The 25096-nt window shown below is 68.2% G+C and carries 21 protein-coding genes; 8 read left to right on the plus strand and 13 right to left on the minus strand.

The window, feature by feature from the left end; genetic code table 11:
• Positions 1-155: 155 nt before the first annotated feature.
• The gene (locus N4G63_RS06260; RefSeq protein ID WP_314599475.1) at positions 156-1985 is read left to right on the plus strand and encodes a hypothetical protein; all 1830 of its coding nucleotides are present in this window, start codon (positions 156-158) and stop codon (positions 1983-1985) included.
• A gap of 74 nt (positions 1986-2059) precedes the next feature.
• Positions 2060-2602, plus strand: a complete 543-nt coding sequence (locus tag N4G63_RS06265; protein ID WP_260785569.1) for a discoidin domain-containing protein — start codon at positions 2060-2062, stop codon at positions 2600-2602.
• Between the two features lie 338 nt (positions 2603-2940).
• On the opposite strand, the gene N4G63_RS06270 is transcribed toward N4G63_RS06265, so the two are convergent.
• The 10 genes from N4G63_RS06270 to N4G63_RS06315 form a co-directional block, all read right to left on the minus strand.
• Positions 2941-3942 (minus strand): DUF5655 domain-containing protein, encoded by a 1002-nt coding sequence (locus N4G63_RS06270; RefSeq protein WP_260785568.1) that lies wholly within the window; start codon positions 3940-3942, stop codon positions 2941-2943.
• Complete coding sequence (locus N4G63_RS06275; protein ID WP_260785567.1) at positions 3939-5270, minus strand: restriction endonuclease subunit S; 1332 nt, start codon at positions 5268-5270, stop codon at positions 3939-3941. The genes N4G63_RS06270 and N4G63_RS06275 overlap by 4 nt, the downstream gene beginning before the upstream one ends.
• Positions 5267-6706, minus strand: a complete 1440-nt coding sequence (locus tag N4G63_RS06280; protein ID WP_260785566.1) for a class I SAM-dependent DNA methyltransferase — start codon at positions 6704-6706, stop codon at positions 5267-5269. Before N4G63_RS06280 ends, N4G63_RS06275 begins: the two co-directional genes overlap by 4 nt.
• A 9-nt stretch (positions 6707-6715) precedes the next feature.
• Positions 6716-7036 carry a type II toxin-antitoxin system RelE/ParE family toxin gene (locus N4G63_RS06285; RefSeq protein WP_260785565.1) on the minus strand — a complete coding sequence of 107 codons (321 nt, stop codon included), beginning with the start codon at positions 7034-7036 and terminating at the stop codon, positions 6716-6718.
• Between the two features lie 32 nt (positions 7037-7068).
• On the minus strand, positions 7069-7440 hold the full coding sequence (locus N4G63_RS06290) for a type II toxin-antitoxin system Phd/YefM family antitoxin (protein ID WP_314599476.1): 372 nt from the start codon (positions 7438-7440) through the stop codon (positions 7069-7071).
• Positions 7441-7530: 90 nt separating this feature from the next.
• A complete protein-coding gene (gene hsdR / locus N4G63_RS06295) occupies positions 7531-11118 on the minus strand; it encodes a type I restriction-modification system endonuclease (protein WP_314599477.1) in 3588 nt (1195 codons plus the stop codon).
• Complete coding sequence (locus tag N4G63_RS06300) at positions 11066-11269, minus strand: hypothetical protein (RefSeq protein WP_260785563.1); 204 nt, start codon at positions 11267-11269, stop codon at positions 11066-11068. Before N4G63_RS06300 ends, hsdR begins: the two co-directional genes overlap by 53 nt.
• Positions 11270-11409: 140 nt before the next feature.
• Positions 11410-11709, minus strand: a complete 300-nt coding sequence (locus tag N4G63_RS06305) for a hypothetical protein (RefSeq protein ID WP_260785562.1) — start codon at positions 11707-11709, stop codon at positions 11410-11412.
• A gap of 152 nt (positions 11710-11861) precedes the next feature.
• Positions 11862-12317 (minus strand): hypothetical protein, encoded by a 456-nt coding sequence (locus N4G63_RS06310; RefSeq protein WP_260785561.1) that lies wholly within the window; start codon positions 12315-12317, stop codon positions 11862-11864.
• Positions 12318-12386: 69 nt separating this feature from the next.
• Positions 12387-13862 (minus strand): hypothetical protein, encoded by a 1476-nt coding sequence (locus tag N4G63_RS06315; RefSeq protein ID WP_260785560.1) that lies wholly within the window; start codon positions 13860-13862, stop codon positions 12387-12389.
• A 663-nt stretch (positions 13863-14525) separates the two neighbouring features.
• Between N4G63_RS06315 and N4G63_RS06320 the strand changes: the two genes are divergently transcribed.
• From N4G63_RS06320 to N4G63_RS06330, 3 genes are all read left to right on the plus strand, one after another.
• Complete coding sequence (locus N4G63_RS06320) at positions 14526-15029, plus strand: sigma-70 family RNA polymerase sigma factor (protein WP_260786669.1); 504 nt, start codon at positions 14526-14528, stop codon at positions 15027-15029.
• Positions 15026-16069 (plus strand): FecR domain-containing protein, encoded by a 1044-nt coding sequence (locus N4G63_RS06325; protein ID WP_314599478.1) that lies wholly within the window; start codon positions 15026-15028, stop codon positions 16067-16069. The genes N4G63_RS06320 and N4G63_RS06325 overlap by 4 nt, the downstream gene beginning before the upstream one ends.
• Before the next feature lie 170 nt (positions 16070-16239).
• The gene (locus tag N4G63_RS06330) at positions 16240-18735 is read left to right on the plus strand and encodes a TonB-dependent siderophore receptor (RefSeq protein ID WP_260785557.1); all 2496 of its coding nucleotides are present in this window, start codon (positions 16240-16242) and stop codon (positions 18733-18735) included.
• A gap of 69 nt (positions 18736-18804) precedes the next feature.
• Here N4G63_RS06330 and N4G63_RS06335 read toward each other — a convergent pair whose 3' ends face one another.
• Positions 18805-20277 (minus strand): D-alanyl-D-alanine carboxypeptidase/D-alanyl-D-alanine-endopeptidase, encoded by a 1473-nt coding sequence (locus N4G63_RS06335; RefSeq protein WP_260785556.1) that lies wholly within the window; start codon positions 20275-20277, stop codon positions 18805-18807.
• Between the two features lie 107 nt (positions 20278-20384).
• Here N4G63_RS06335 and trmB point away from each other — a divergent pair, with 107 nt between their 5' ends.
• Positions 20385-21203 (plus strand): tRNA (guanosine(46)-N7)-methyltransferase TrmB, encoded by an 819-nt coding sequence (trmB, locus tag N4G63_RS06340; protein ID WP_443112011.1) that lies wholly within the window; start codon positions 20385-20387, stop codon positions 21201-21203.
• Positions 21204-21263: 60 nt separating this feature from the next.
• Here the strand turns inward: trmB and N4G63_RS06345 are convergent, their stop codons facing one another.
• Positions 21264-22088 carry an undecaprenyl-diphosphate phosphatase gene (locus N4G63_RS06345; protein ID WP_260785555.1) on the minus strand — a complete coding sequence of 275 codons (825 nt, stop codon included), beginning with the start codon at positions 22086-22088 and terminating at the stop codon, positions 21264-21266.
• 172 nt (positions 22089-22260) lie between these two features.
• Positions 22261-22980 carry a hypothetical protein gene (locus N4G63_RS06350; protein WP_260785554.1) on the minus strand — a complete coding sequence of 240 codons (720 nt, stop codon included), beginning with the start codon at positions 22978-22980 and terminating at the stop codon, positions 22261-22263.
• Positions 22981-23154: 174 nt separating this feature from the next.
• On the opposite strand from N4G63_RS06350, the gene N4G63_RS06355 reads away from it, so the two are divergent.
• Together N4G63_RS06355 and N4G63_RS06360 are read left to right on the plus strand one after the other, a co-directional pair.
• On the plus strand, positions 23155-23871 hold the full coding sequence (locus N4G63_RS06355; RefSeq protein WP_260785553.1) for a TetR/AcrR family transcriptional regulator: 717 nt from the start codon (positions 23155-23157) through the stop codon (positions 23869-23871).
• A gap of 33 nt (positions 23872-23904) precedes the next feature.
• Positions 23905-25089, plus strand: coding sequence for an efflux RND transporter periplasmic adaptor subunit (locus N4G63_RS06360; protein WP_260785552.1), 1185 nt, complete (start codon positions 23905-23907; stop codon positions 25087-25089).
• The last annotated feature ends 7 nt before the right edge of the window (positions 25090-25096 follow it).

Below are 25096 nucleotides of genomic sequence, written 5' to 3' on the forward strand. Positions count from 1 at the left end.
CACGGCAAACTCGGTCTCGGACAGAAACTGCACCGCAGTTGTGCACGCCCCCCTAGCTTCTGTGGGCGCAGATTGACCCTGCCGAGCCCGCGGTCATTCCATTGCGTCGCCTTGCTCGCTACGCTCAGTCCGTGGATTGAGCAAGGGGGCGTGAGGTGCAAATCGGTTTGAAGGGTTTCCTGGATGTACATGCAGCAAAGCTGGGTCGGGCGGTAATCCTCCTCCTATTGATGCTCTCAAGCATGCTACCCGCTTCCGCTTATGCCGCAAGCGAGTATATTAGAATCAATTTTGACGATAATTCAATACCCAGTGGATGGACATACCACAACCCACTAGTCTCCGTCGGCTACGCTGACAATGCCGGTATTTCTGGTGGCCGATTTTTCGCCGGGTATGATTCTATTGGGGTTTTGACACTCGAATTACCTCCATCGCCAGACTTGGTCGGCATAAGCATCGATTGGCAAGCGAACCTCTCCCCGAACTACTGGGGAAATCAGCAAGGGGTCGCTCTACGTAACACGATCGATAGAGAGTTTCGCGCGGAGACCTGGACCAATCCTTACGGATGGGGGAATAACTATCCAAGAATATTATTCTCTGATGTTAGTCATTATTCGCTTGCGCAGCTGGTGCAAATGACGCCTGGGGTCTATTCGTATTCAGCAAAATTCTCCAATGGGCTAACATCCTTTTCCGCCTCGAATGAAGGAGGCAATATATTCGGCATGGAGTCTCGGAATGACGTGCTAAGCATGGCCGGCATATCGGGTATCCAGTTAATGGTGTACCAGACAGTTGGGGAGCAGATCTGGCTTGATAATGTCTCAATCCGGATAGATCGGATATCGGGCTTGTCCATCCCTTCCCCAATCGCGAATGGAGTATTTTCCGGAAATTATGTAGCGGATCCATCGAGCAGATCGTCGATCGTTGCGAAAAACCTGACGATCGTCGCTGAATCGAATTTTTCGCTGGGCGCGAATGAAGTAATTGACCTCGATAATGGGCAAGGTACGCTGACCATTGACAAGGGTGCCGTATTCAGCGGCAACGGAACCATTAGAGGCAATGTTCTTAACCGCGGGCTGGTCCGAATACCAGTAAAAGCGCTCGCACAGGTCAAAGGTAGCGAGGTGCAATATGTTGTTGATGCACCGACTACGATGCCGGCGGCACAACAACCGGTAGCGGCAGTCGTAGTCACTGCCGCCTCGCCAGTGGTCATTAATCAGGACACCTATTTTCGTTTCGCCCGTTGGTCGGGTGGATGCGACTCAGCCGGAACGTGCGGTGGAACTGGTTCCGGAGGCGCTACGTCTGCGCCCCTACTGACACTCAGCGCAGGGATTACGAACCCACAAGTAATAGAACTGCGCGAAGCTTCACCAGTGGTGAATGGCACCTTTGCGGTCGACGCCAGCCTCAGCGTCACTGGCAGCTATACGCAAGAATCCACTGGCATTCTCCGGCTGTTCATCGCGGGTCATGGCCAAGCTGATTTCAGCAGCGCAAGCCAGAGCGGTGGCAGCTACAGCCAGTTGATGGTCGGTGAGGCCGTGCAACTGGACGGTCAGGTGCAGGTGGTACTGCAGCCTGAATTGTTTGCTGCGTTTGGCTACGCCCCCAGGCAGGGCGACACGTTTGATTTCGTCATCGGTACTGCTGGTATTTCGCTGGCCGAGGGCTTGCGCTTCGGCGTGCTGGTGACAGACGCTGGCAAGAGCAAGCTGCCGGGTCTAACGATGACCGGCTATTCGAGCCCTATCGAAGGTGATCCCGATCATTTGTGGCTTATTCAGAATTCGATATTGAAATTTTCTCTGGCCGAAGGGGGTACGGTGTTGCGTGGCACTCTGACTTCCCAACTTGAACTGACGACCGCTGTGCCTGAGCCGACCGCAGCTGTGTTGATGCTGCTCGGAATCTCGGGTTTGCTTGCAAAATTGGCTCGCCTTGGCAGGCCATGCAACCTAGCCTGAACAAGTCTCGGACCTATCTAGATGAGAATGGATACCTTCCATTCGCACGTTCCATGACGTTTTCAGGGGGATCTATGAGTAAGTTCTACAAAGTAATATTCTTCGGCGCGATCACACTGCACGCGGGACATACCCTTGCAGCTGGTTCGGCCGCGGCCGGTTTGCCCAGTGGAAGTTACTCGCAAAGCCAGTACTGGAGTGGTCAAGACGCCAATTCAGCATTCAACGGCGGCGGATGGAACTCTGGAACTTTCGGAACTGGTTGGTTGCATGTGGATCTCGGGGCTACGAAATTTCTGTACTCGGTCACCTACACAACGGGTTGGACACCTGGCGTGACATACGAGGCAATTTACATTTCCGATGCGCCGATCGGGCAGAACTGGTCAAGCCTCAACCCGGTTGCAGTTCGCAATGAGTATGCATCGTATACCGCTCCAGTCACCGTCAACTTCTCAGCAGTTTCAGGCAGGTATTTTCAGATTGTGGCCAACGGAAACGCAAGCTGGACAGCGCTCGGAGACATATCGGTCAGCACTGTCCCCGAGCCGAGTCAATGGATGCTGTTGGCGCTCGGTACCGCAGTTCTTGGCATAGCAGCGCGTCGAAGAACCTGACGGCGAAGGGGCCGAGAACGTTGAACCGTTTTCGGAGCTCCGTCAAGCAAGCGCCGCACGCCTCGCACGGGAATTGAAAATCCCTGCTCAGGCCGACATACTCTCATTTACTTGAGGAAAATACAGGCGGCGGATTCGAGCATCCTCCTCATCCGTCCGCCAGGGTCTCGAGGCGACTCGATTCAACTCGGTGATCGATTCACCAGCGATGGCTATCGCGCGGTGTGCGATTCACTTAGTCATCCGCTGAATCGTCATATACGCGACCTTACTTCCGCCCGGGTCTGACGTCGGGCGGTCGGGCGGTCGGGCGGTCGGGCGGTCAGGTGGCTAGGCAGTCAGGTGGCCAGTGGCGGGGGCGCCTTGCCCTCGTACGCCATCACGACCCACCTCTTGGCCGCGTCCAGCTGCTCCTGCGTGGTCAGCGCCAGCTCCAGGTCACCGGTGCCCCAGTGGCCTTGCTGGCTCACGTCGCGGGCGTTCGGGGGCAAGGGCCCCAGGCTGGGCGGGTCGAGGTGCAGGTAGAGCAGCAGGCGGCCCTTCTGCGGCACCACGGTGGCGAAGTTCTTCAGTCGCTTGAACGCGGCGTAGAGCTTGAGCTCCTTGCGCTGCACGTCGTCGCCCAGCGCGAACATGTAGTCCTCCAGCGAGGCCAGCACGTCCTGCAGCGCCGGTGCCATGCTGGCCACCACCTCGGCATACGGCTTGTCGGTGCCGGCGGGCTTGTCGGTGGCTGCGGCGGGTGCCGGCTGGTCGGTCTCCAGGTGACCTGTGGCCTCTGTGGCGTCGGTGTCGGCCTTGCCCGGCTTCTTGGCGGCGCTGGCGCCGGCCGTCTGCTGGGCGGTGTGCACCTGCTCCAGCAGCAGCAGGTCGGGGCCGAACTGGCGGTAGCGGATCAGGTCGATGCTGTGGTGCATCTGGCGCACCGCGTGGCCGTCGTACTTGGTGAAGGCGCCGGCGATGCACACCACCCGCGGCGCCTTCCACTCGTTGGCCTGCGCCACCTCGGCGCCCAGACGCTCCTGCACCAGCAGCCGGAACTCGCCCTTGTGGTCGAGCAGCCAGTCCAGGTAGTACAGGCCCTGGTTGATGACGCTCTCGCCCACCGCGCGCTTGTACTCCACGATGACCGGGCAGTTGTCCTCGTCCAGGCCCAGAGTGTCGATGCGGCCACCGTGCAGCTTGCCGGTGCTGTACTCGGTGGCCAGGAAGCGGATGCCCAGCATGGGCTCGAGGTTGGCCTCGATCAGCTTCTGCAGCGGTTTCTCCAGGTCTGACGCGCTGCCCTCCAGCTCACTGGCCTTGCCGTCGATCAGGCGGTACAGCTTCACCTCGCTCATGCGGTGCTTCTCCCTCGCCTGGCGGTCGTCTTCGGTGGGGCGGATGCGTCCAGCCGGGCCAGCATCTCGGCGGCCGGCTCGTCGTTCGGGTCTTGGGGGACGAGTTCGCCGCGGAAGGCTTTGGCGAGGGTGGCGGGCGCAAGCCGATGGATGGTGGCCGCGGCACCATCCAGGCGTCGTTGCAGTCGACCGGCTTGCTCTAACAGCATGGACACCCTTCCAGCGATGTCGCGCTGAACCGCGAGCGGTGGCAAGAGCACCTGCAAGGAGGCGAACTTCGACTTGTTGATGATGGGAAGCGTGGTGGCGGAGGCGTTGCCTATAACGGCCTGCTGCCCGATCGGACTGCTGAACCAGAGGTAGAGATAGCGGGGATCCACACGTGATTCGTCGCACACCACGGCGTTGATTTGCTGGTTTGTCGCGCACGGGACGGCTGCCAGGCCCGTCTTGCCAATCGTGGCACCGATGCATGTCACCAAAACCGCGCCAGTGGGCAGAAGCCTTGCACCGGAGACTCCTTCATCGGTCAAACGCTCGTCAGACTGGCAAACCGCATCGCCCTGGGACAAGTCGGTCGGCTTGAAAAGCGGGATTCGGCCATTTGGATCCGATGCCCGCACTCGGGCGGGTGTGTTGCCTGTGACAACAACGCCGAGTTGACCGATGGCGCAAGGCGTCCACTCTGAGATGTCGTACTGCTGATCGCCTACGCCGCCTGACACTGCCCTCGCCAGCACCGACTGCCTGAACCGCTGCAGCAGCGGCCCCACGCGGTCGAGACGATTGCGGCAGGCATCGACGCGGGCGAGGATGGCGTCGAGCTTGTTGGCGATGCGCTGTTGTTCGGGAAACGGTGCAACCAGCACTTCGGCATCGCGGATGTCATCAAGGCCCAGGCCTGCCTTGGTTCCGCCCCGGCTCGCCGCGAGCAACTGCCGCTTGCCGTCCGCCTCGGAGGCGAAGTACCAAGCCAGAAACCTGGGGTCGCAACCAGCGCGAGGACGCGCCAGCGCGATGTGCTGATTGATGTACGCCTCGCCGAGGTCTCGCGGCACCAAGCCCACCATACCCAGCTCTGCCGTGATGGACACCAGCAGGTCGTTGTGCATCAGGCGCGTGCGCTCGCCTTCGGCACCCGCTGGCGGCTCAACGCGCTGCACATCGGCCAAGTCGAGCTTGATCGTGTCGTGGTCGAGGTTGCCTACGCGGATGAATGCTGCCCCGGTGTTGGCGTAGTACTTCGCCCATCCGCGTGAGCCACTGGTCACCCGCTCGAACAGTTCGGCAGCGGTGGTTCGCGTCCACCCACTCGGCAACTCGCTCACCCGTCCACCTCCGCACCCAGCTCGGCCAGGATGGCCTCCAGCTCGGTCATCGCGTGCTCCAGCTCCTGCATCGCGGCTTGCGCCAGCGCGGCGGGCTCGGGCAGGTCGGCGGCGTCTTCGGCGCTGTCGTCCTTCAGCCAGGCGATGTCCAGGCTGTCGTCACGGGCCCGGATCTCCTCGCGGCTGAAGCGGCGCAAGCGCCCGGCTTCGCCCTCATCCGTGCGCGGGCTGCTGCCATCGGCGCGCTCGCCATACGCGGTGATGAAGGGCTGCAGATGCGCCAGCGTGAACGGCGTGCGCTTGCCGAACTGCGGCATGTTGGCGCGCAGGTCGTACACCCACACCTCGTGCGTATTGCCGGTGGGCGTGCGGCCCTTCTCGAAGAACAGCACATTGGTCTTCACGCCCTGGGCGTAGAAGATGCCGGTGGGCAGGCGCAGGATGGTGTGCAGGCGGCATTTGTCCATCAGATCCGCGCGGATCTGCCTGCCCACGTTGCCCTCAAACAGCACGTTGTCGGGCAGCACCACGCCGGCCCGGCCGCCGGGGTTCAGGCCGCGGTAGATGTGCTGCAGAAAGGCCAGCTGCTTGTTGCTGGTGGGGTAGGTGAAATCGCCCCGCGTCGGCAGGCCGCCGCCCTTCTTGGTGCCAAACGGCGGGTTGGCCAGGATCAGATCCGCCGGCGGCAGGCTCTCGCCCTCGCCCGACAGCGTGCTGCCCACGCGCACCGGGCCCTGGCCCGCGCCGGTGATGTCGTGCAGCAAGCAGTTCATCAGCGCCAGGCGCTGGGTGTCGGGCACCAGCTCCATGCCCACGAAGGCGTGCTGGCGCTGGAATTTCTGCTGCTCCACCGTGAGGGTGAACAGGTCGTCGGTGTGCTGCTTGATGTAGCGGTCGGCCTCGATCAGGAAGCCGGCGGTGCCGGCGGCGGGGTCTTGCACCACCTCGCTGGGCTGGGGCTTGAGCACCTCCACCATGGCGCGGATCAGCGCGCGGGGCGTGAAGTACTGGCCGGCGCCGCTCTTGGTCTCGCCGGCGTTCTTCTCCAGCAGGCCCTCGTACAGGTCACCCAGGCCGTCGGTGCGGGCGGTGTACCAGTCGAGCGCGTCGATGCTCTCCACCAGCTGGGCCAGGTGGCGCGGCTCCTTGATGCTGGTGTTGCTGCCGGCGTAGATGGCGGCCACGCTGGGCTCGGCGGCGCGGCTGAGCACCAGCAGGCTGCTGCGGTAGTGGTCGAGCTGGGCGATGCCGTTGCGCGCCTTCAGGTCGGCCCAGCGCTGGCCAGCGGGCAGGCGGTGCTCGGTGTCGGTCTCCTGCGCCATCTTCAAAAACAGCAGCAGCGTGAGCTCGGTGACGTACTGGTGGTAGGTGATGCCGTCGTCGCGCAGGATGTCGCAGAGCGACCAGAGCTTCTGGACGATGTTGTGGGTGGACATGGGAGGAGATCAGGGCGCCAGCAGGCGGCGCTCAAGCAGGGTGGTCAGGTCACGGCGGCCGTCGGCGATCAGCGCCACCAGCACGCCGGGCGGCTGGGTGTCTGGCAGCACGCGGTAGATGATGCGGTAAGGCTTGAAGTGCACCTGGCGGTAGCGGTGGATGCCCAGGGCCAGAAGCTCAGGCGGATAGGCGCCGCGCTCAGGAAAGGTGGCCAGGCCCTCGTAGGTGCGCGTGACCTGTTTCAGCACATGGGTGGCGGCCATCGGTGAATCGTGCTCGGCGATCCAGCGGACGATGGCCCGCAGGTCCTTGCGGGCCTCGATGGACATCAGCACCTGATGAACCGGAGGCTCGGCGCTGCTCATTTCTTGACGGCGCGGCGCACGTTGGCCTGCACGGGCACCTGCTGCCTGGCACGCTTGGGCGCCTGGGTGGCGGCCGCTGCCGGTACCGGCGGGAAGTCGGCGTCCAGCTCGGCCTGCAGTTCGGCCAGCACTTTGTCGGCCGGCTCCACGCGGCCTTCTTCCAAATCGCGCTCGGACATGGCCAGCAGCTTCAGCAGTGCCAGGGTTTCCTGCTGCTGCTCGTAGCTGGCCAGGTCCAGCAGCACGGCCCTGGCCTCGCCGTTCTGAGTGATGAGCAAGGGCTCGCGCTGTGTGGACAGCGTTTCAAGGGCCTCAGCAGCATTGGCCTTGAGCCAGCTGATGGGCTTGACCTGGGTCGAGTAGCGCATGGTCGGTCTCCAGTGAGGTGGCGGCCCGCAGCCGCGGCGGCATGATAGACCGAAAAGAGATCTAAAAAGGTCTGGCTGGATGGGCGCCGGTCAGGCGGCGTCGCTCCACACCTCGTCTTCCAGCGCACCGATCACGTCCTTGCCGTGGCCGCCGAACACCTTGTCCACGGCCTTGAAGCCGCCGTGGGTGACGTAGGCGCCCTGGGCGAAGGTGCTCTCGTCCACCACCACCTGGTCTTTCAGCGTGGTGGCGATGCGCTCCAGCCAGCGGCGCTGCGGCGGGGTGTAGCTGCCGCGGGCCAGCAGGCGGGCCACGGCCCGATCCACCCGGGTGGCGAAGGGCAGCAGCGGTGAGCCCAACGCCAGCTGCCGGATGTAGCCGATGACGGTGGCCGCCACGTCCTCCTGCCGGGCCTGGGCGAAGGCGGTGCGCAAGGCCGGCTCGGTGAACTGGTGGCGGGCCATTTCCACACGCAGGCTGCGCAGGTGCTCGGCGGTGAGGTCGCGCGGGCGGGTGAGCACGATCTCGAGTGCGGCCAGGCGGTTGACGTTCTCGCGGATGAAGGCGTGGAAGGCGCCCAGGTAGTCCTCGGGGCGCTGGTAGGGGCCCCAGCCGTGTTCCACGCCCAGCAGCTGGTCAGCGTGCGGCGCCAGCACGCGGTCCACGCCCGCGGTGGGCGTGGCCTCGGTGCGCAGCGCGGCCAGGGCCTGGCCGTGCTGGGCCATGAAGGCGCGCAGGCCGGCCACATCCAGGCCGCGCAGGTGCTCCACCAATGGCGCCGGGGCCAGGCCGGTCAGCAGCTGCAGCTGTTGCAGGCCGTCGCGCAGCTCGGTGCGCTGGCCGGCCAGCTTCTGCGCCCGGCGCAGCAGGTTGCGCACGCGCACCAGCAGCTGATCGCGCAGTTCGTCGGCATGGGTGATGGCCTGGCCGGTGCGGGCATCCTGGCCCACCACCAGCTGGCCGGCACGCTCGTCCTGCAACTCGGCCAGCAGCTGGGGCAGCGGCACATTGGGGTTCTGCACCACCGGGCGCATGGTGTTCACGGCATCGAGGGCGGCGTACAGATCCACCGCGTCGAAGATGCGGAAGTGTTCCTTGCCGATGGCCGGGCACAGGCGCGTGGCGCGGCCCAGCATCTGCTCGTACAGGATGCGGCTGCGCACCCGGCGCAGGAACACCAGGTTGGTGATGGCCGGCACGTCGATGCCGGTGGTGAGCAGGTCCACCGTCACTGCCACCTTGGGCAAGGCTTCGTTCTTGAACAGGCGGATCAGTTCGTCGGGCTTGTCGGCGCGGCCGGTGATCTTGAGTACCGTCTTGTCATGCACCGGGCCGTGCTCGCGTTCGAGCGCCGCCGTCAACAGGTTCACCACCAGATCAGCGTGAGTGTCGTTGGCGCAGAAGACCAGGGTCTTCTCGTCGCCCATGGGGTCGAGGTGCTTCGAGATCTCGTCGCACACCACGCGGTTGAAGTCGGGCGTGATGACCAGGCGGTTGAAGTGGTCGATCTCGTAGTCCAGCTCGTCGGGCAGCACCTGCTGCGCCGTGCTGCCCTGGCTGTTGAGCACGGTGACGGTGGCGCCGGTGTCGAAGTGGATGCCGTGGGCGGCCAGCTGGGTGAGCAGCCGGATGGGCGGCAGGTGGTCGATCAGCCAGCCGTCGATCACGGCCTCGTGGTAGCTGTAGGTGGTGACCGGCAGGCCGAAGATCTGCGTGGTGTGCTGCGCCGGCGTGGCGGTGAGCGCGATCTTCACGGCGTCGAACTGGTCGAGTACGCGGCGGTAGGCCGAGATGTAGTCGGTTTCGTCGCGGAACAGCAGCTCGCCTTCGCCCATCTCGCGGTCGAGGATGTAGCCGCGGTGGGCCTCGTCGATGATGATGCAGTCGTAGCGGTCGACCGGCATGTCACCGGCATCACCGGCAAACAGCCGCCGCACCATGCCCTGCACCGTGGCCACATGCACCTTGGTGGCGGCGTCGGGCGTGATGTCGGCCAGCTCCTTGAGCTCGTAGATCTCGGTGAAACGGCGGTTCTGCTCCAGCCGGGCGTCCTTGAAGGCGTTCTGGGCTTGCTCACCCAGAGCCGAGCGATCCACCAGGAACAGCACGCGCTGGAAGCGCTTGGTCTTGAGCAGGCGGTAGATCAGGCCGATGACGGTGCGGGTCTTGCCGGTGCCGGTGGCCATGGCCACCAGGGCTGTGCGGCGCCCGGCGGCGATGGCGCCTTCCACGGCCTGCACGGCACGCTCCTGGTACGGCCGCAGGCCCAGGTAGCCGAAGGGTTCGGCCTGCAGTTCACGCTCGGCGGCGTCCACATCCTTGGCCAGCTCACGCAGCAGGCCCTCGGGCGTGTGCCATCCGGGCAGTGCGTCGGCGTGATTGGCCGGGCGGCGCACATCGCGGTGCCACACGCCGCTGAAAGGCAGAAACTGGCGGTGGTAGTCGCGCCCGTTGGCGCTGAACACGAAGGGCACGCGGAAGTGCGTGGTGCCGATCACCGTGGCGGCCTGCGCCGGCCAGCCGGCAAACTGCTCGCGGGCCTTGGCATCGCCACCGGCCCAGCCGGGCGGCACGGCCGGCCGGGCATCGCGCTGGAACTCGAAGCCCAGGCTGTAGCGCTCGGCCTGGCCCACCACGCTGGCGATCTCCAGCCCGAAGCGCTTGGCCTCCACCACGGCCATGGCCTGCAGGCCGCAGAACAGCACGTAGTCGGCCGGCCCGGAGGCGGTGGGCCACTCGGCGATGGCCATGTTGCGCCCGACCTCGGGCTGCGCGCCCCTGGCGAAGCGCAGGCGCTGCGAGTCAGCCTCCCAGCCGGCGGCGCGCAGCTGGTGGTCGATCAGGGCGCGGGTCTCGGCTTCGTCCAGGTCAATGTCCCGCGTGGCCTGCTGGGCGGCCTGCATCGTGGCCTGAAGCTGGGCCTGGTGGGCGGGCGCAGAGGGCTTGGCCTGGGCCGCGGCGGCCTCGGCGCGGATGCGGGCCAGCTCGGCGTCGAAGCCGGCCTGCAGGCGTTGGCGCTCGCGTTCCTCGTCCTGGGCCAGTTGCTGCCACAGGGCGCGCTCCTGAGCCTGCACGGCGGCATCGGCCCGGGCGCGCTCGGCGTCCTGGCCGGCAGCAGCCACAGCTTGCCGGGCGGCGTCCAGATCGGCCTGCAGGGCGGCCAGTCGGGCCGCGGCGGCGGCCGCATCCACCTCGGGCGCTTCGGCCACCTGACGGGCGGCCACGGTGACGTAGCGCACCTGGGCTGCCGGGGCCGTGAAGGGGCCGGGCTTGAAGCTGGCCGGCGGGTTGCGGAAGGCGCGATGGAACCAGATGGCCAGTTGCCGGGCGATGCGCAGGGCACCCAGCGCGGCCCGGGCATCCACCTCGAAGCGGTGCACGCCCTCGTTGCCCTGGGTGCGCAGCATGTGCAGCATGGCCAGCACATCGCCATCGAGTACTTGCTTGCGCCGGATGTCGGCCAGCATGTCGGCCTGGGGCCGATCCGGGGTGGCGGCGATGCCATGCAGCGCGGCCACATGCTGGGCCACCGCCTCGCCGAATTGGCGCAGCTTCAGCAGGCTGGCATTGGGGTCGTCATGGCAGTAGCGCTCGGCGCTGACGGCCAACTGGGCCAGCAGCGGATCACGCGCGTGCAGGAACGCGAAGTTCGACGTCGACTCGGTACTGCCCGGCATCTTGCTGCGCTGCCCGCCCGGGGTTGACCCCGGTGCGCTCCCTGGAGATGACAGGCTTGATGATAACCAGCAGCTTCGGCGGGTTCACTGCATCGATCTTGCAGCGGAATTGCGGACTCTCGCTGCTGTCCGAAATTTCATGCTGCTTCATTGACGGATTGCAGCGTCTGGACCAGCAAGGTGATGACCTACGGGCAGATCACGACCGGGATGGGAAATTGCGCACTGCCTGCGCCACAGCACCTGGCCGTCTTCGTCGACATCACGATCCGCTGCCGGATCGCCCTGTGCTTACACGCGGAGCCGCGGGCGTTGCAGCCAGGCTGTGCCAGTCAGATCCTGCACCTCCCGGCGCCAGGCCTCCATGTCGTCCAGCATCCCGATGCACTCCCGCAGGATGGCCTGATCGACCCGGACGCGATGAAGCTCATGCTGAAGCTCTTCTTCCTCGTGCTCGGAGGCGGAGTCCAGGGTTTGTGCGATCAACGAAGCCGCAGCCTCCAGCCGGGCGATGCTGGCCTGCGCTTCTGCCCTGATCTCTGACCTGCTCGGGCGGCGCTGTTCGGAGCCCATGGCGGTCGAGTCTGTCATTTCATGGCCTCCACGCGCTGCGCGATGTTGCAGGCGTGGCGGCCCTGGCAGCGCTCGTTGCCGGGATTTTGATGGCAGCGGGCGCCCGAGGTCAAAGACAAGGCTTGCCGCACGGGGCTGTCATGCTGGCACTTCGCGGGCCGACCGTGGCGTCAGTACTCCAGCAAGGCCACCACCGGGCCCTTGTCGAACACGACCGGGATCACCCCGCGGCCGAGGGTGAGCGTGCGGATCTGCTCGATCAGCGTGACCTCGCCCGGCGACAGGTGAGTGAGCTCACGCATGCGCTCGAAGTAGGCATGCAGGCGCGGGTCATGCTCGCGCATCCACAGGCCGGCCAGGGCGATCTCGTCGATGCCCAGGGCCCTCGACAAGGCCGGCACCAGGCTCAGCGGCACCTTCACCGCGCCGGAGAGCATCTGCCGCAGGGGAGCCTCACCCGTGAAGCCCAGCTGGGCGGCCAACTGCTGCTGGGTGACCTTGCCGGCGTCGATGTGCTCCCGCATCAGCTGAGCCAGCGGCACCGGCGTGGCGGCCAGCTTGTCGGCGGTGATGAGCTCGGGGTGACGGTCGGCCCGGAGGTTGGGCATGCGCTTGAACGTGGACATGGTGGTGATCTCCTCGAAGGTGTCGGGCACGACATGTACCCGCTCGATTTGATTATTGGGACCGGTGGGTCACCACCATGCAGGCAATCTCAGCGACTTCCGCAACGTGCGCAGCAGGGTGCGCTCGGCCCGTGTGGCCCTATAAGACTTGCTCCTGGCCGCCAGGAAAAACGGCAGCCAGGGCCTCGTGGCTGGGCTGTTCCAGCTAGGGGGTAGAAGGTCCGTCTTCGAGTTGTGGCGGCGGCTCATGCCCGTCTTCCGTCCACCTTGGCGCACACTTCTGAGCTCGCGGTACCGCTGGCCCGACTCCAACCGACGGCCGCGGGCACGAACAGCCCTGGTGACCACCCTCCCCGTAACGTTGCTGCTGTGGTCGATGAACCGTACGTCATCAAGACCACTCACAACTTTTTGTTCTTCGGGCAAGTTAGTATTCAGGAGCGCAGCCGAATCTTCAACAAAATCAACAGCTTGCCTGTCAATCGGTCGAGGCTTCCGCGTGGCAAGCAGGTGCTCACCGCCCAGCCGGGCCACCTTGGTCAGCACTGACTGCCAACCGCGGGCTTGCGCGGTCGACAGGCGCCTCAGCGCCTTCACAGCCTCTTTGCCCAGTGCCGTGTCGGCCCGCGTGCCAAAGGCGTGGACGCGGCGATGTTCGCGTCGACGGCGCTCGTGGTCGTCCAGCGTGAGCGACGTGTGGGTGGCCTGCCACGACGGCATCTTCAGGCGCTCCATGTCCGGGGTGCGCCACCGGAACCAGCCGCTGAGGTTCTCGAAGCGGAAGCAGGCCAGCTCGTCGAGGCTCGATACTGGGCAGCTGTCGTTGGTCAGCGTGACTTCGTAGCGCGCACGGGCCAAGCCCTTGGCGTAGATGCGCTGGGTGACCGGGTCTCCGGTGTTGCCGATGAAAATCGTGCGTTGCGCCGCAAGGGCGCTTAGGTTCTCGCGCCGGTGGCCCTTGGCACTCGTCGCGGTGCCGCGGATGCCCTTCTCGCCTGTGATCCGGTGGTTGTCGCTGGCCAGCACGGCCAGGCCGCGGTAGAGGTGCTCTGCCATGCGCACAACATCTGCAGCCGGCCTCTGCGGCCAGAGATCGACGCCCACCTCCATGCCCACGATGCGAACTGGCGCAGCGAGCGGCAGCAGGTAGTCGAGCTTGCGGAACTGCATCAGCAGATCCGCCGCGCTCACAGGATCTTGGATCCGAAACCGGAATCGCGTGGACGTGCCACTCCTCGACGCCCCCACCGCCTCGACAAACGGCGCCTTGCCATTCGTGGACCAAGCCTTGGGCAGACTTGCCCGAACGTGGCGAGCCTGCGAGGCCCGTGCGAGCTCTATCTCGAATTCCAACCAGTCGGCGAACGCAGTGACGCGGAAGTCAGACAGCGCAGGCGGCAGGGGAGCTTGCCAGTGAGCTGCAGTGACGGCAGCGGAACTGGCCGCAGGCGCCGCTAGGCATGCGTGCTTGGGCAGGGGCCCGGGCAGGTTGGCCCCGGCCTGGCCTTGCGCCGAGTCGATGTTCTTATTCTTATTCTTCTTCATGGGTGCAGTCAGCAGTCAGCCCGGATTCTGAGGCGCCGGCTCGAAGTCGTCAAAAATGCAACTTGGCTGTCGCAACCGTCGCCCCGCCCCCTGGACACGAGTGAGGCACCTGGCCTGTGAAGGTCCGCCCCAGACGGCGCTATCAAGACTACGCGCCGTATCCGTCCAGTCAATCGAGCCAGAATCTGCGGCACTGCGGTTCCTTGGCCATGGCCCAAGGGGGTGTCCCAAAGCTGCGTGGCGGCGACCTCCGGTGTCAGTCGCCGGTGCCGATAAAATCCAAGTACGTCAACAACCTACACTGCTGGCGCCAAACTATGGGGCGGGCTCCCATCACCCGCTCCAAGCGTTCTTCACCTGCCGGCCTGGCAGTGGGCCCAGGTGCTCCGGATCAGCCGGTGCCTGGGGCCCTCTGACCAAGCCTGCGGGTTCGCCGCCGGTGCACACACCGGCACCGCCAAGGCCCTCCCAGTTCTGGAGGGCCTTGTTGTTTGGTGGGGCGGCGCAGGCCCATTTCACCGCCGCACCGGCCAAAGCGACTTGCAGCGCCTGGGCATGGCTGTTTCGCCGGACGCCGGATTGCTACAATGCGAATAATTCCCATTAGCAGCCAAGGTGCCGAGCGCCCCAGCCAGCCATTGCGCCAGGGTGTTCGTGTCCGCCATCGAATCCGCCAATCAGCAGCAAGTGCATGCGCTGTACAGCCACCACCACGGGTGGCTGCACGGCTGGCTGCGCAACCGCTTGGGCTGCACCCATCGGGCGGCCGATCTGGCCCATGACACCTTCGTCCGGCTGCTGAGCGCCAGACTTCCGCCACGGCTCGATGCGCCACGCGCCTACCTGTGCACCATTGCCAAGGGCCTGGTCATTGATCACTGGCGCCGCCGCGATCTGGAACAGGCCTGGCTCGACACCCTGGCCGCATGGCCTGAGGCCGAGGTGCCGAGCCCCGAGCATCGCCTGGTCATCCTGGAGGCCCTGGTCGCCATCGACCAGGCCTTGGACGAATTGCCTGCCGCGGTCCGTCAGGCCTTTCTCTGGGCGCAGCTCGAAGGGCTGAGCTGCCCGCAGATTGCGCAGCGCCTGGGCGTGTCGCTGGCCACGGCGGAGCGCCATGTCGCCAAAGGTTTGCGCCGCTGCTACGCGCTGCGCTTTGAGTCGTGACCGCACCCGCACTGCCTCCCGAACAGGCGTTGCGGCTGCCGGATGACGTGGTGGATGCCGCGGTCACCTGGTCGGTGAAGATCGACCACAGCCCGTCGACGCAAACCACGCGGCAGGCCTTTGCGCAATGGCTGCAGGCCGATCCCTTGCACGCGCTGGCCTGGTCGCGCATCGGCAGCGTGCGCAGTGACCTGGCCCGGCTGCCCGCCCGCCTGGCGCTGGACACCCTGCAGGCCGCCGAGCTGCAGCGCGAACCGGCGCGCGGTTCAAGGCCCGGCGGGCGCCGGCAGCTGCTGAAGCTTTTTTCGCTCGCGGGTGCAACGGCGGGCCTGGGCTGGGTGCTGCACGAGCAGGCCCCGTGGCAGCGCCTGCAGGCCAGCACCTTCACGGCGGTGGGCGAGCAGAAAACCCTGCATCTGGCCGATGGCACGGTAATGATGCTCAACACCGACAGCGCGGTCAGCACCGACCTGGACGGCGCGCTGCGGCTCGTGGTGCTGCGGCGCGGCGAGATCAGGGTCAGCACCGGCGCGGATGCGGGGGCCACGGCTCGCGGCGCCGCCGCCAGACGGCCATTCTGGGTGCACACGCCCTTTGGCCGCCTGCAGGCGCTGGGCACGCGCTTTGTCGTCCGGCTCGACCCGGGCCGCGCCCGCGTGGCGGTGCAGGAAGGCGCCGTGGCGCTTTACCCCGCCAGGCCGGGCGCCAACGATGGCGGGCCGGCCCTCGTCCACGCCGGCGAGAGCCGCTGGCTCAGCAACACGGGCAGCGCCGCGGCGCAGGACCCGGGCTTCGAGGCCGATGCCTGGGTCGACGGTGTCGTGGCCGGGCGCAACATCCGGCTGGATGACTGGCTGGCCCAGCTGAGCCGCTACCGCAGCGGCCACGTCAGCTGCGACCCGCGCGTGGCCGGGCTGCGGGTGTCGGGCGTGTTCCACCTCCGCGACACCGACCAGGCCTTGCGCTTTCTCGCGTCGACCCAGCCGGTCAGCGTCATCTACCGCACACGCTGGTGGGTCACGGTCGGGCCGCGGCCCTGAACGTGCCACCCCGGCCCGCAGCCAGCCGGGCGGCACGCCATTGCGGCGCGGTGAGGGGATTTCGATTCTGGTTCGGCCTGTCTGTGGAGAGCGCCTCGCGGCCTGGCTTTTGAAGAGCTTGAACCGCGCAACCCGGGCGCTTGCCACCCGTCTTGCCCAGAGAAGCACCGATGACCCATCACCGCACCCCAGTTGCTGCCGCCACGCGACAGCCCATCCACCGCAAGCACCCGCCGTTGATGCCGCGCACGCGCCTGGCGCGCGCGCTGCAGGCCGCCTTGCTGGCCTTGTTCGCCCAGGCCCAGGCCCAGGCTCAGACCCAGGCACCGGCGCAGCCGTCGGCGCCCACGGTCGCCGGGCAAGAGGCGGGGTTCAAGACCTTCGCCGTGCCGGCCGGTCCGCTGGAGGCGGCGCTCGACCGCTTTGCGCGCGTGGCGGGCATCAACCTGAGCTATGACCCGGCCTGGCTTGCGGGCCTGCGCAGCCAGGGTCTGCACGGCGCGCATGAAGTGTCGGCCGGGCTGGATGTGCTGCTGCGCGGCAGCGGCCTGGAGGCCGTGCCGCTGCCGGGCGGCGGTTTTGCCCTGCGCAAGGCGGCCGGGCCCGCGCCAGGCACGCCAGCGCCGGCGGTGATGCGTGAGGCCGTGCTGCCCGCAGTGATGGTCAAGGCCGGGGCCGAGCAGGAGACGGCGACCGGGCCGGTGACCGGCTACGTGGCCAGGCGCAGCCTGGGCGCCACCAGGTCTGATCTGCCACTGGCCGAAACGCCGCGCGCGGTGTCGGTGATCACCGAAGACCAGATGCGCGACCGCAAGGTGCTGACGGTGGAGGATGCCGTGGCCTACACGGCCGGCGTGCAGGTGGGCATGTCGGGCAACGATCCACGCTTTGACGAGATCGTCGTGCGTGGCTTCGATGTCACCACCGATGCCGATTACCGCGACGGCCTGCGCCAGCCCAATTCCGGATGGCTGTCGTATGCCCATACCGAGCCCTATGCGCTGGAACGCCTGGAGGTGGTGAAGGGCCCCGATTCGGTGACTTACGGCCAGATCAGCCCGGGCGGCCTGGTCAACCGGGTCAGCAAGCGGCCCAGCCGCGACGCCGTGCGTGAGGTGGAGGTGCAGGCGGGCACCCACCAGCACCGGCAGGCCCAGTTCGACCTCGGTGGCGAACTGGTGCCGAACAGCGACTGGCAGTACCGCCTGGTGGGCCTGGCCCGCAAGGCCAACACCGGCACGGTGGGTGTCAACGACGACAGCACCTACCTGGCCCCCGCGCTGAGCTGGACACCGTCGGCACGCACCCAGGTCACCGTGCTCTCGCACTGGAGCCGTTTCGAGACCGCGGGATCGCCCAAGCCGTTTCAGCTGCCGGACGGCACGCTCACCGAGTTCTGGGATGGCGATGTCGACTTCGACGGCCTGAAGCAGACGCAGTGGGCGCTGGGCTACGAGGCCCGGCACCGGCTGTCCGACGCCTGGAGCCTGCGCCAGAACCTGCGCCATGCCCGGGTGCGCACCGACAACCAGTACCTGGACGGCACGCTGGACGCCGATGGTGCCACCGTGCTGCGCGACAGCTACGGCGTCTACGAAACCATGCGCACACTGGCCGTGGACACGGCGCTGGAGGCCCGGCTGTCCACCGGCGCGCTGCAGCACACGCTCAGCCTGGGGCTCGACCACGCCCGCCTGACGGCGCAGGTGCGCTACCTGTACGGCAGCGCGCCGTCGATCAGCCTGACGAACCCCGACCACCACCAGACGGTCACCCGGCCCGACACGGTGCTGGTTGAACAAGGCATGAAGGGCAGCCAGACCGGCCTGTACCTCGCCGACCAGATCACGGTGGGCTCCTGGCGCCTGTCGGCCGGGCTGCGGCGCGACACGGTGCGCAAGGCCGAGACCGACCTGAGCACCGGCGCACGCACGCGGCAGACCGACCACGCCAGCACCGGCAGCCTGGGCCTGCTCTACCGCATCGACAACACCTGGTCGCCCTACGCCAGCGTGGCCACCTCCTTCATCCCGCAGTTCGGCAGCAATCTGGCGGGTGAGGCCTTCAAGCCCACCCAAGGCCGGCAGGCCGAGCTGGGCGTGAAGTACCAGCCCGACGGCGGGCGCGTCAGCCACACCCTCAGCGTGTTCAACCTGGTGCAGCGAAACGTCAAGACCCGCGATCCGGCCAACGAGGTCAACAGCGTGCAGACCGGTGAGATGCGCTCGCGCGGGGTGGAACTGGAGTCGAGCCTGAGCCTGGCCACCGGGCTGGACTTGTCTGCCAGCTACAGCCTGGGCGATGTCCGCATCACCCGCAGCAACGACGGCACGCAAGGCAAGCGGCCGGTCACCACGCCCGGGCACATGGCCGGCGTCTGGGTGCACCAGCGTTTTGGCAGCGGTTGGCTGCAAGGCCTGGATCTGGGCCTGGGCGCGCGCAGAACCGGCGAGACCTTTGCGGACGCCGCCAACACCGTGCGCAATGCCGGCTACACCCTTGTTGATGCACGCATCGGCTACACCCTGAACGCGCTGCTGCCAGGCGCCAAGCTGGGCCTCAACGCCACCAACCTGACCGACAAGCGCTACCTGTCGTGCCAGGACGGCCACTGCTACCGGGGCCGCGGGCGCACCCTGGTGGCCAGCGTCAACGTGCCGTGGTGAGGCCCGCCGCGTGCCGGGCACACCCGCGCCGGCCAGCGGCGGCCGCCACCCGAGCGGGCGGCGCAGGGGTCAGGCGCGCGCGGCCACCCACTCCACCAGCGCATCCAGCGCCGGTGTGGCGCGCGGCGCCTCGGGGTGGTTGACCAGCACGGCCACGGCATACACCGTGTCGCGGCCGTGCACATAGCCGGCCAGCGCGCGGGTGTCCAGCAGCGTGCCGGTCTTCAGGAAGGCGCGGCCGGTGGCCTGGCCGCGGGTCATGCGGTGGCTCAGCGTGCCGTCCACGCCGGCCACCGGCAGCGACTGCACGAACCCCTGCGACCGCGGTGAGCGCCAGGCCGCGCGCAGCAGCTGCACCATGGCGCGGGCCTTGCCGCGCTCGTCGCGCGACAGGCCCGAGCCGGTGTCCACCGCCAGATCGTCGGCCGCCAGGCCCTGGCGCTGCAGCCACTGCGCCAGGCGCTGGCGCGCTGCCGGCAGTGTGGCCGCCCGCTGCGGAAAGCCGGGCGACATGCTCAGCATCAGGTTGCGCGCGGCCAGGTTGTCGCTGGTCTTGTTGATCTCGCGCACCAGCTCGGGCAGCGGCGGCGAGCGGTGCTCCGACCACACTGCCAGCGGCCGGCCGGCGCCATCGCGCGGCGTGCCGGGCGCCAGATCGCTGATGCGGCGCTCGCGCACCCGGCCGCGCAGGCGCCCGCCGCTGGCGCGCCACAGCTGGGCCACCACGCTGTCGATGCGCGAGCCGCTGAGACTGGCCTGCAGCGGCGTGCGCACCGCGGCGCCGCCACCGGCCAGATCGCCGGCCGCACGCAGGCGGCCGTCGTCCAGCGTGAAGGCATCGGGCCAGGCATGGTGCGGCCGCTCGGGCGATGGCGGCGGCGTGCTGGCGTGGTCTTGCCCGGTGAGCTGGAAGCCGCAATGGTCCAGCACGATGTCGCCCAGCACGTCCTGCACGCCCTGCTCGTGCAGGCGCACGAACCATTGCCGCAGCTCGGCCGAGTTCAGCCGCGCATCGCCGCCGCCCTGGATCACCAGATCGCCCAGCAGCCGCCCCTGGCGCAGCAGGCCGTCCAGGTAGGCGCGGGTGCGCCAGCAGTAGTCGGCGCCCAGCAGGTCGAAGGCGGCCAGCGTGGTGACGATCTTGGCCGTGCTGGCCAGCTGATAGGGATGCTCGGCATTCAGGCTGGCCAGCGGCGCGCTGGCACCGTCCACCGCCTGCACGTGCAGGCCCAGCGCACTGTCGGGCAGGCCGCAGGACGCCCAGATGGCCCGCAGCGGCGCTGGAAGCACCACCGGCGCGCGGGCCGGTGAGGCCGCGCCCGCCTCGCGGGCCGGTGCGGCCAGACCTGGCGCGCGGGCCGGCGCGGCCGAGCCCGCCACCCGCGCCAGTGCGCCGGCCGGCCAGGCGCCCGCCCCCAGGGCCAGCACGCCGGCGGCGCTGCCGGCCAGCCATTGGCGGCGGCCACCGGGCGCAGGCGCCGAGGCGGCGCCGGCCGCCAGCACCGAGGCGGCGGCTTTGGCTTTGGCTGGCGGGCCGGTCATGGGGCTTCGGGCAGAATCTCGCACCCCGCCAGCCTAGGCGGGCCAGCCCGGGGTGATGCCCGCATCAGCCCCCGGCCCGGCCGCCAGTTCTTCTTTTGCCCCGCGCCATGCACGAACCCCAGACGCCCCAGAGCGCCGACCCAGCCACCCTGGCGGACCCCTCGACCGAACCCGGCCACACCAGCGACAGCCCCCAGGCCAGCGACAGCCCCCAGGCCGGCGACAGCTCCCAGGCCAGCGCGGCGGCTGCGCACCGCCCGGTGCGCAGCTTTGTGCTGCGTGCCGGGCGCATGGGCAGCGGCCAGGTGCGTGCCTTGCGCGAGCTGGGGCCGCAGTACGTGCTGCCCTACACCGGTTCGAGCGGCCAGCGGCTGGATGCCGCGGCGGTGTTCGGCCGCCAGGCGCCGCTGGTGGTGGAAATCGGCTTCGGCATGGGCCAGGCCACGGCGCAGATCGCCGCGGCGCGGCCGGATCTCGACTTCATCGGCATCGAGGTGCACGAGCCCGGCGTGGGCGCGCTGCTGCGCGAGATCGGCGAGCGCGGCCTGGGCAATCTGCGCATCCTGCAGCACGACGCGGTGCAGGTGCTCGAGCACATGGTGGCGCCCGACAGCCTGGCCGGCCTGCACATCTACTTTCCCGATCCCTGGCACAAGAAGCGTCACCACAAGCGCCGGCTGATCCAGCCGCCTTTCGTCGAGCTGCTGGCCAGCCGGCTGGCACCCGGCGGCTGGCTGCACTGCGCCACCGACTGGGAGCCCTATGCCCACCAGATGCTGGATGTGCTGGGTGGCTGCACGGCGCTGGCCAACACGGCCGAGGCTTTTGCGCCCAAGCCCGAGCTGCGCCCGCTCACCAAGTTCGAGGCCCGCGGCCTGCGCCTGGGCCATGGCGTGTGGGACCTGATGTTCCGGCGCATCGCCTGAGCCCCTGCCCGGCCTGCCGGCCGGCCCGCCGGCCCATCCATCGGCGCATCCATCGGCGAATCAATCGGCCCAGACCACCCAGCCCATGTGGGCGGTGACCAGCACCACCACGCCGAACACGATGCGGTACCAGGCAAAGGGCACGAAGCTGTGGCTGGCGATGTAGCGCAACAGCCAGCGCACGCAGGCATAGGCGCTGATGAACGCCGCCACCAGGCCCACCAGGAACATCGGCAGATCGGCGATGTGCAGCAGGTCGCGCGCCTTGTACAGGCTGTACAGGCCGGCGCCGATCAGCGTGGGAATGGCCAGGAAGAAGCTGAAATCGGTGGCCGCCTTGCGCGACAGGCCCAGCAGCATGCCGCCGATGATGGTGGCGCCCGAACGGCTGGTGCCCGGAATCATCGCGAAGCACTGCACCAGGCCAACCTTCAGCGCGTCCAGCGGGGTCATGTCGTCCACCGACTCGATGCGCACCGCCGTGGCGGCGCGCCGCTCGGCCCACAGGATCACGAAGGCGCCGATGATGAAGGTGCTGGCCACCACCGTGGGCGTGAACAGGTGCGCCTTGATGGCCTTGCCGAACAGCAGGCCCAGCACTACCGCCGGCACAAAGCCGATGCCCACATTGGCCACGAAGCGCCGCTGCGCCGGGCTGCTGGCCAGGCCGGTCACCGCATCGCGCAGGCGCTGCCAGTAGACGATGATGACCGCGAAAATGGCGCCGGTCTGGATCGCGATCTCGAACACCTTGCCGCGCTCGTCGTTCAGGCCCAGCAGCGAGCCGGCCAGGATCAGATGACCGGTCGACGAGATCGGCAAAAACTCGGTGAGCCCTTCCACGACGCCCATCACGGCCGCCTTGACCAACAGCAGAAGATCCACGCCCACTTCCTCTCAGTTCGATGGCTGGGCCGGCTGCGAGCGCCGGCAAAGCCGCGGATGATAGCCGCGGGGGGTGACCGGCCCGGGTCACGATGCTGCGGCGCAGCACATTGATCGGCCGGGCCCATGCGCGCCGGCGCAGCCGGCGTCACCACCCCGGGCACTCACCCTCTCAGCCAGCGCTGCGGGCCAGCGTGATCTCGACCCCGCGGGCGGTCACCGTCACCGCGCCGGGCTGCAGGCCCAGCTGGCGCAGGCTGGCCAGGCGCTCGGCGCTGAACTGGTAGAGCTGCAGGTTCTCGAGCATGCGCTCGGCCAGCACCTGGCCCAGCCGCTGCGCCAGGCTGCCGGCCGCCGGCGCGCCCGCGGCCGGCACGGGCGTGGGTGTGGCTGTGTTTGCCGGCGTGTTTGCAGGCGTGTTTGCAGGCGTGGGCATGGGCGCGGCAGCCACCGCGGCCACGGCCGCCTCCAGCGCCGCCGGCAGGCCGGCCGTGCCGTCGAAGCTCAGCTGGGTCACGCGCACCTGCTGCAGGCGCACCGTGGCGTCCAGGCTGTCATAGCGCAGCGCGCTGTCAAAGATCAGGCGGCCGCGGGTGCTTTTGCGCAGCACCCGCTCCTGCGCCGCGATGTCCAGGCCCAGCGCCAGGCGGTTGCGCTCGGGCAGCAGGCGCAGCGCCGGCGTGCTGAGGGTCACATCCACCAGTTCGAGCAGGCGGCGGTGGGCTGGAAACGCGCGGCCCAGCAGCAGGCCCAGCTCGGTTTCGCCCAGCGTCACCACGGTGGGGCCGCCGATGCCGGCGCAACCGGCCAGCCAGCCCAGCGGCAGCGCGCCGGCCATGGGCAGGGCCACAAGGGTGCTGCGGCGCAGCAGATGTCGGCGGGCGAGGTTCATGCAGGCAGATTGGTTGGCGGGCCCGCATTCTAGGAAGGCTGGCAGCACAGGGGCCCGAGGCACGGCCGGGCACGCTGCGCGGCCAGGCCACCAAGCCCCCCGGGCGATCCCGCCTTGACCACGCTTGGCCCGGGCGACTACATTACTGACCGGTCAGTCATTAATCAATCTCCCTTGTCCCATCCCACCCCGCCCGACGCTGGCGAGCCGCCTGACGCCCAGGAGCCCGCGCAACGCCGCCGCCGCAAGCAAGCCCGTCCGCAGGAGCTGCTCGACGCGGCCTTGTCGCTGTTTGTCGAAAAAGGCTTCGCGTCGGCCCGGGCCGAGGAGGTGGCGCTGCGCGCCGGTGTGTCCAAGGGCACGCTGTACCTCTACTTTCCCAGCAAGGAAGAGCTGCTGAAGGCGGTGATCGCGCACAACCTGGGCACCCGCATCAGCGCCGGTGCCGAGCTGGCCGCGGCCCACGACGGCAGCGCCAGCGCCCTGCTCAACGTGATCCTGGTCGACTGGTGGACGCAGCTCTATGAAAGCCCGTCGGCTGGGGTGTTCAAGCTGATCATCACCGAGGTGCGCAACTTCCCCGAGATCGCCAACTTCTACCTCCAGGAAGTGGTCGAACCCGCGCACCAGCTGCTGGGCACGGTGCTGCAGCGCGGCATTGCTGCCGGCGAGTTTCGCGACGTGCCGGTGGAGCATGCGGTGCACTCGCTGGTGCTGCCGCTGATCATGATCTGCCTGCACCGCCATTCACTGGGCGCCTGCCAGCTCAACTGGCAGCTCGAAGGCCGCGAGTTCATCAGCCGGCACATCCAGCTGGTGCTGGCCGGCCTGCAGCACGGCGCGCCCCACCCTGTCTCTCCGCCGCCGCCGCCGTCGCCACCGCAGGCCTGAGCCCTCAACCGAACACCTGCAACGCATACACCGATGACGTCCTGGAAACGCTGGTTGCTGCCCGCCGTGGCATTGTTGATCGTGGCCTGGCTGGGCCTGCGCCTGCTGCGCGGCGGCCCGCCGGCCGAGCCCGCCAAGGCCGGCACCGCGGCAGCCGCTGCGGCGGCCAGTGCCGCGGCCCAGCCGGCGCTGGCGCTGGCCGCGCAAGACCTGATCACCGCCCGCCGCACCGAGCTGGCGCGGGTGATCGAGGTGTCGGGCACGCTCGAGGCGGCCGACAGTGCCGTGCTCAAGGCACGCGTGGCCGGCGAGCTCAGGCAGCTGAGCGTGCGCGAGGGCGACAGCGTGCGCGCCGGCCAGGTGCTGGCCCAGATCGACCCCACCGAGCTCGACTGGCGGCTGCGCCAGACCGAGCAGCAGGCCGCTGCGGCCAAGGCCCAGCTCGAGATCGCGCAGCGCCAGCTGGCCAACAACAAGGCGCTGGTGGCACAGGGCTTCATCTCGCCCACCGCGCTGGAAACCTCGGTCTCCAACGAGGCCGCCGCGGTGGCCAACCTGGCGGCCGCCCAGGCTGCCGTCGAGCTGGCCCGCAAGGCGCGCGCCGACGCCACCCTCAGCGCGCCGATCAGCGGCCTGGTGTCGCAGCGCCTGGCCCAGCCCGGCGAGCGTGTGGCGGTGGACGGGCGCATCCTCGAGATCGTCGACCTGTCAACGCTGGAGCTTGAGGCCGCCATCGCGCCGCAGGATGTGCCGGCGCTGCGCGTGGGCGCCCGCGCCCGGCTCAGCGTGGAAGGCGGCGGCGAGCCGCTGGCCGCCACGGTGGTGCGCATCAACCCCAGCGCCGTGGCCGGTGCACGCACCGTGCCGGCCTATCTGCGCCTGGCCGGCCAGCCGGGGCTGCGCAGCGGCCTGTTCGCGCGCGGCGTGGTCGAGCTCGAGCGCCGCAGCGTCCTGGCCATTCCCTTGTCGGCGGTGCGCACCGAGCAGGCCCGGCCCTATGCCGTGGTGCTGGCCGGTGAGCGCGCCGAGCACCGCCGGCTCACGCTGGGCCAGCGCGGCCAGGTCGACGGCAGCGACTGGGTGGAGGTGAGCGCCGGCCTGGCCGAGGGCGAGCGCGTGCTGGCCGCCAGCACCGGCCTGGTGGCCGCCGGCGTCAGGCTGCAGCTGCCCGCCGCCACGGCGCCCGCCAGCGCCGCCGCGCCGGCCAAGACGCACTGACACCGGG

This window comes from Aquabacterium sp. OR-4 (assembly GCF_025290835.2).
GTDB lineage: Bacteria > Pseudomonadota > Gammaproteobacteria > Burkholderiales > Burkholderiaceae_C > Pseudaquabacterium.

Coding starts and splice junctions, on each gene's coding strand:
- N4G63_RS06265 (WP_260785569.1), top strand. CDS start 2,060: ATGAGTAAGTTCTACAAAGTAATATTCTTCGGCGCGATCACACTGCAC.
- N4G63_RS06270 (WP_260785568.1), bottom strand. CDS start 3,942: ATGAGCGAGGTGAAGCTGTACCGCCTGATCGACGGCAAGGCCAGTGAG.
- N4G63_RS06280 (WP_260785566.1), bottom strand. CDS start 6,706: ATGTCCACCCACAACATCGTCCAGAAGCTCTGGTCGCTCTGCGACATC.
- N4G63_RS06285 (WP_260785565.1), bottom strand. CDS start 7,036: ATGTCCATCGAGGCCCGCAAGGACCTGCGGGCCATCGTCCGCTGGATC.
- N4G63_RS06290 (WP_314599476.1), bottom strand. CDS start 7,440: ATGCGCTACTCGACCCAGGTCAAGCCCATCAGCTGGCTCAAGGCCAAT.
- hsdR (WP_314599477.1), bottom strand. CDS start 11,118: ATGCCGGGCAGTACCGAGTCGACGTCGAACTTCGCGTTCCTGCACGCG.
- N4G63_RS06300 (WP_260785563.1), bottom strand. CDS start 11,269: ATGAAGCAGCATGAAATTTCGGACAGCAGCGAGAGTCCGCAATTCCGC.
- N4G63_RS06305 (WP_260785562.1), bottom strand. CDS start 11,709: ATGACAGACTCGACCGCCATGGGCTCCGAACAGCGCCGCCCGAGCAGG.
- N4G63_RS06310 (WP_260785561.1), bottom strand. CDS start 12,317: ATGTCCACGTTCAAGCGCATGCCCAACCTCCGGGCCGACCGTCACCCC.
- N4G63_RS06315 (WP_260785560.1), bottom strand. CDS start 13,862: ATGAAGAAGAATAAGAATAAGAACATCGACTCGGCGCAAGGCCAGGCC.
- N4G63_RS06330 (WP_260785557.1), top strand. CDS start 16,240: ATGACCCATCACCGCACCCCAGTTGCTGCCGCCACGCGACAGCCCATC.
- N4G63_RS06335 (WP_260785556.1), bottom strand. CDS start 20,277: ATGACCGGCCCGCCAGCCAAAGCCAAAGCCGCCGCCTCGGTGCTGGCG.
- trmB (WP_443112011.1), top strand. CDS start 20,385: ATGCACGAACCCCAGACGCCCCAGAGCGCCGACCCAGCCACCCTGGCG.
- N4G63_RS06350 (WP_260785554.1), bottom strand. CDS start 22,980: ATGAACCTCGCCCGCCGACATCTGCTGCGCCGCAGCACCCTTGTGGCC.
- N4G63_RS06360 (WP_260785552.1), top strand. CDS start 23,905: ATGACGTCCTGGAAACGCTGGTTGCTGCCCGCCGTGGCATTGTTGATC.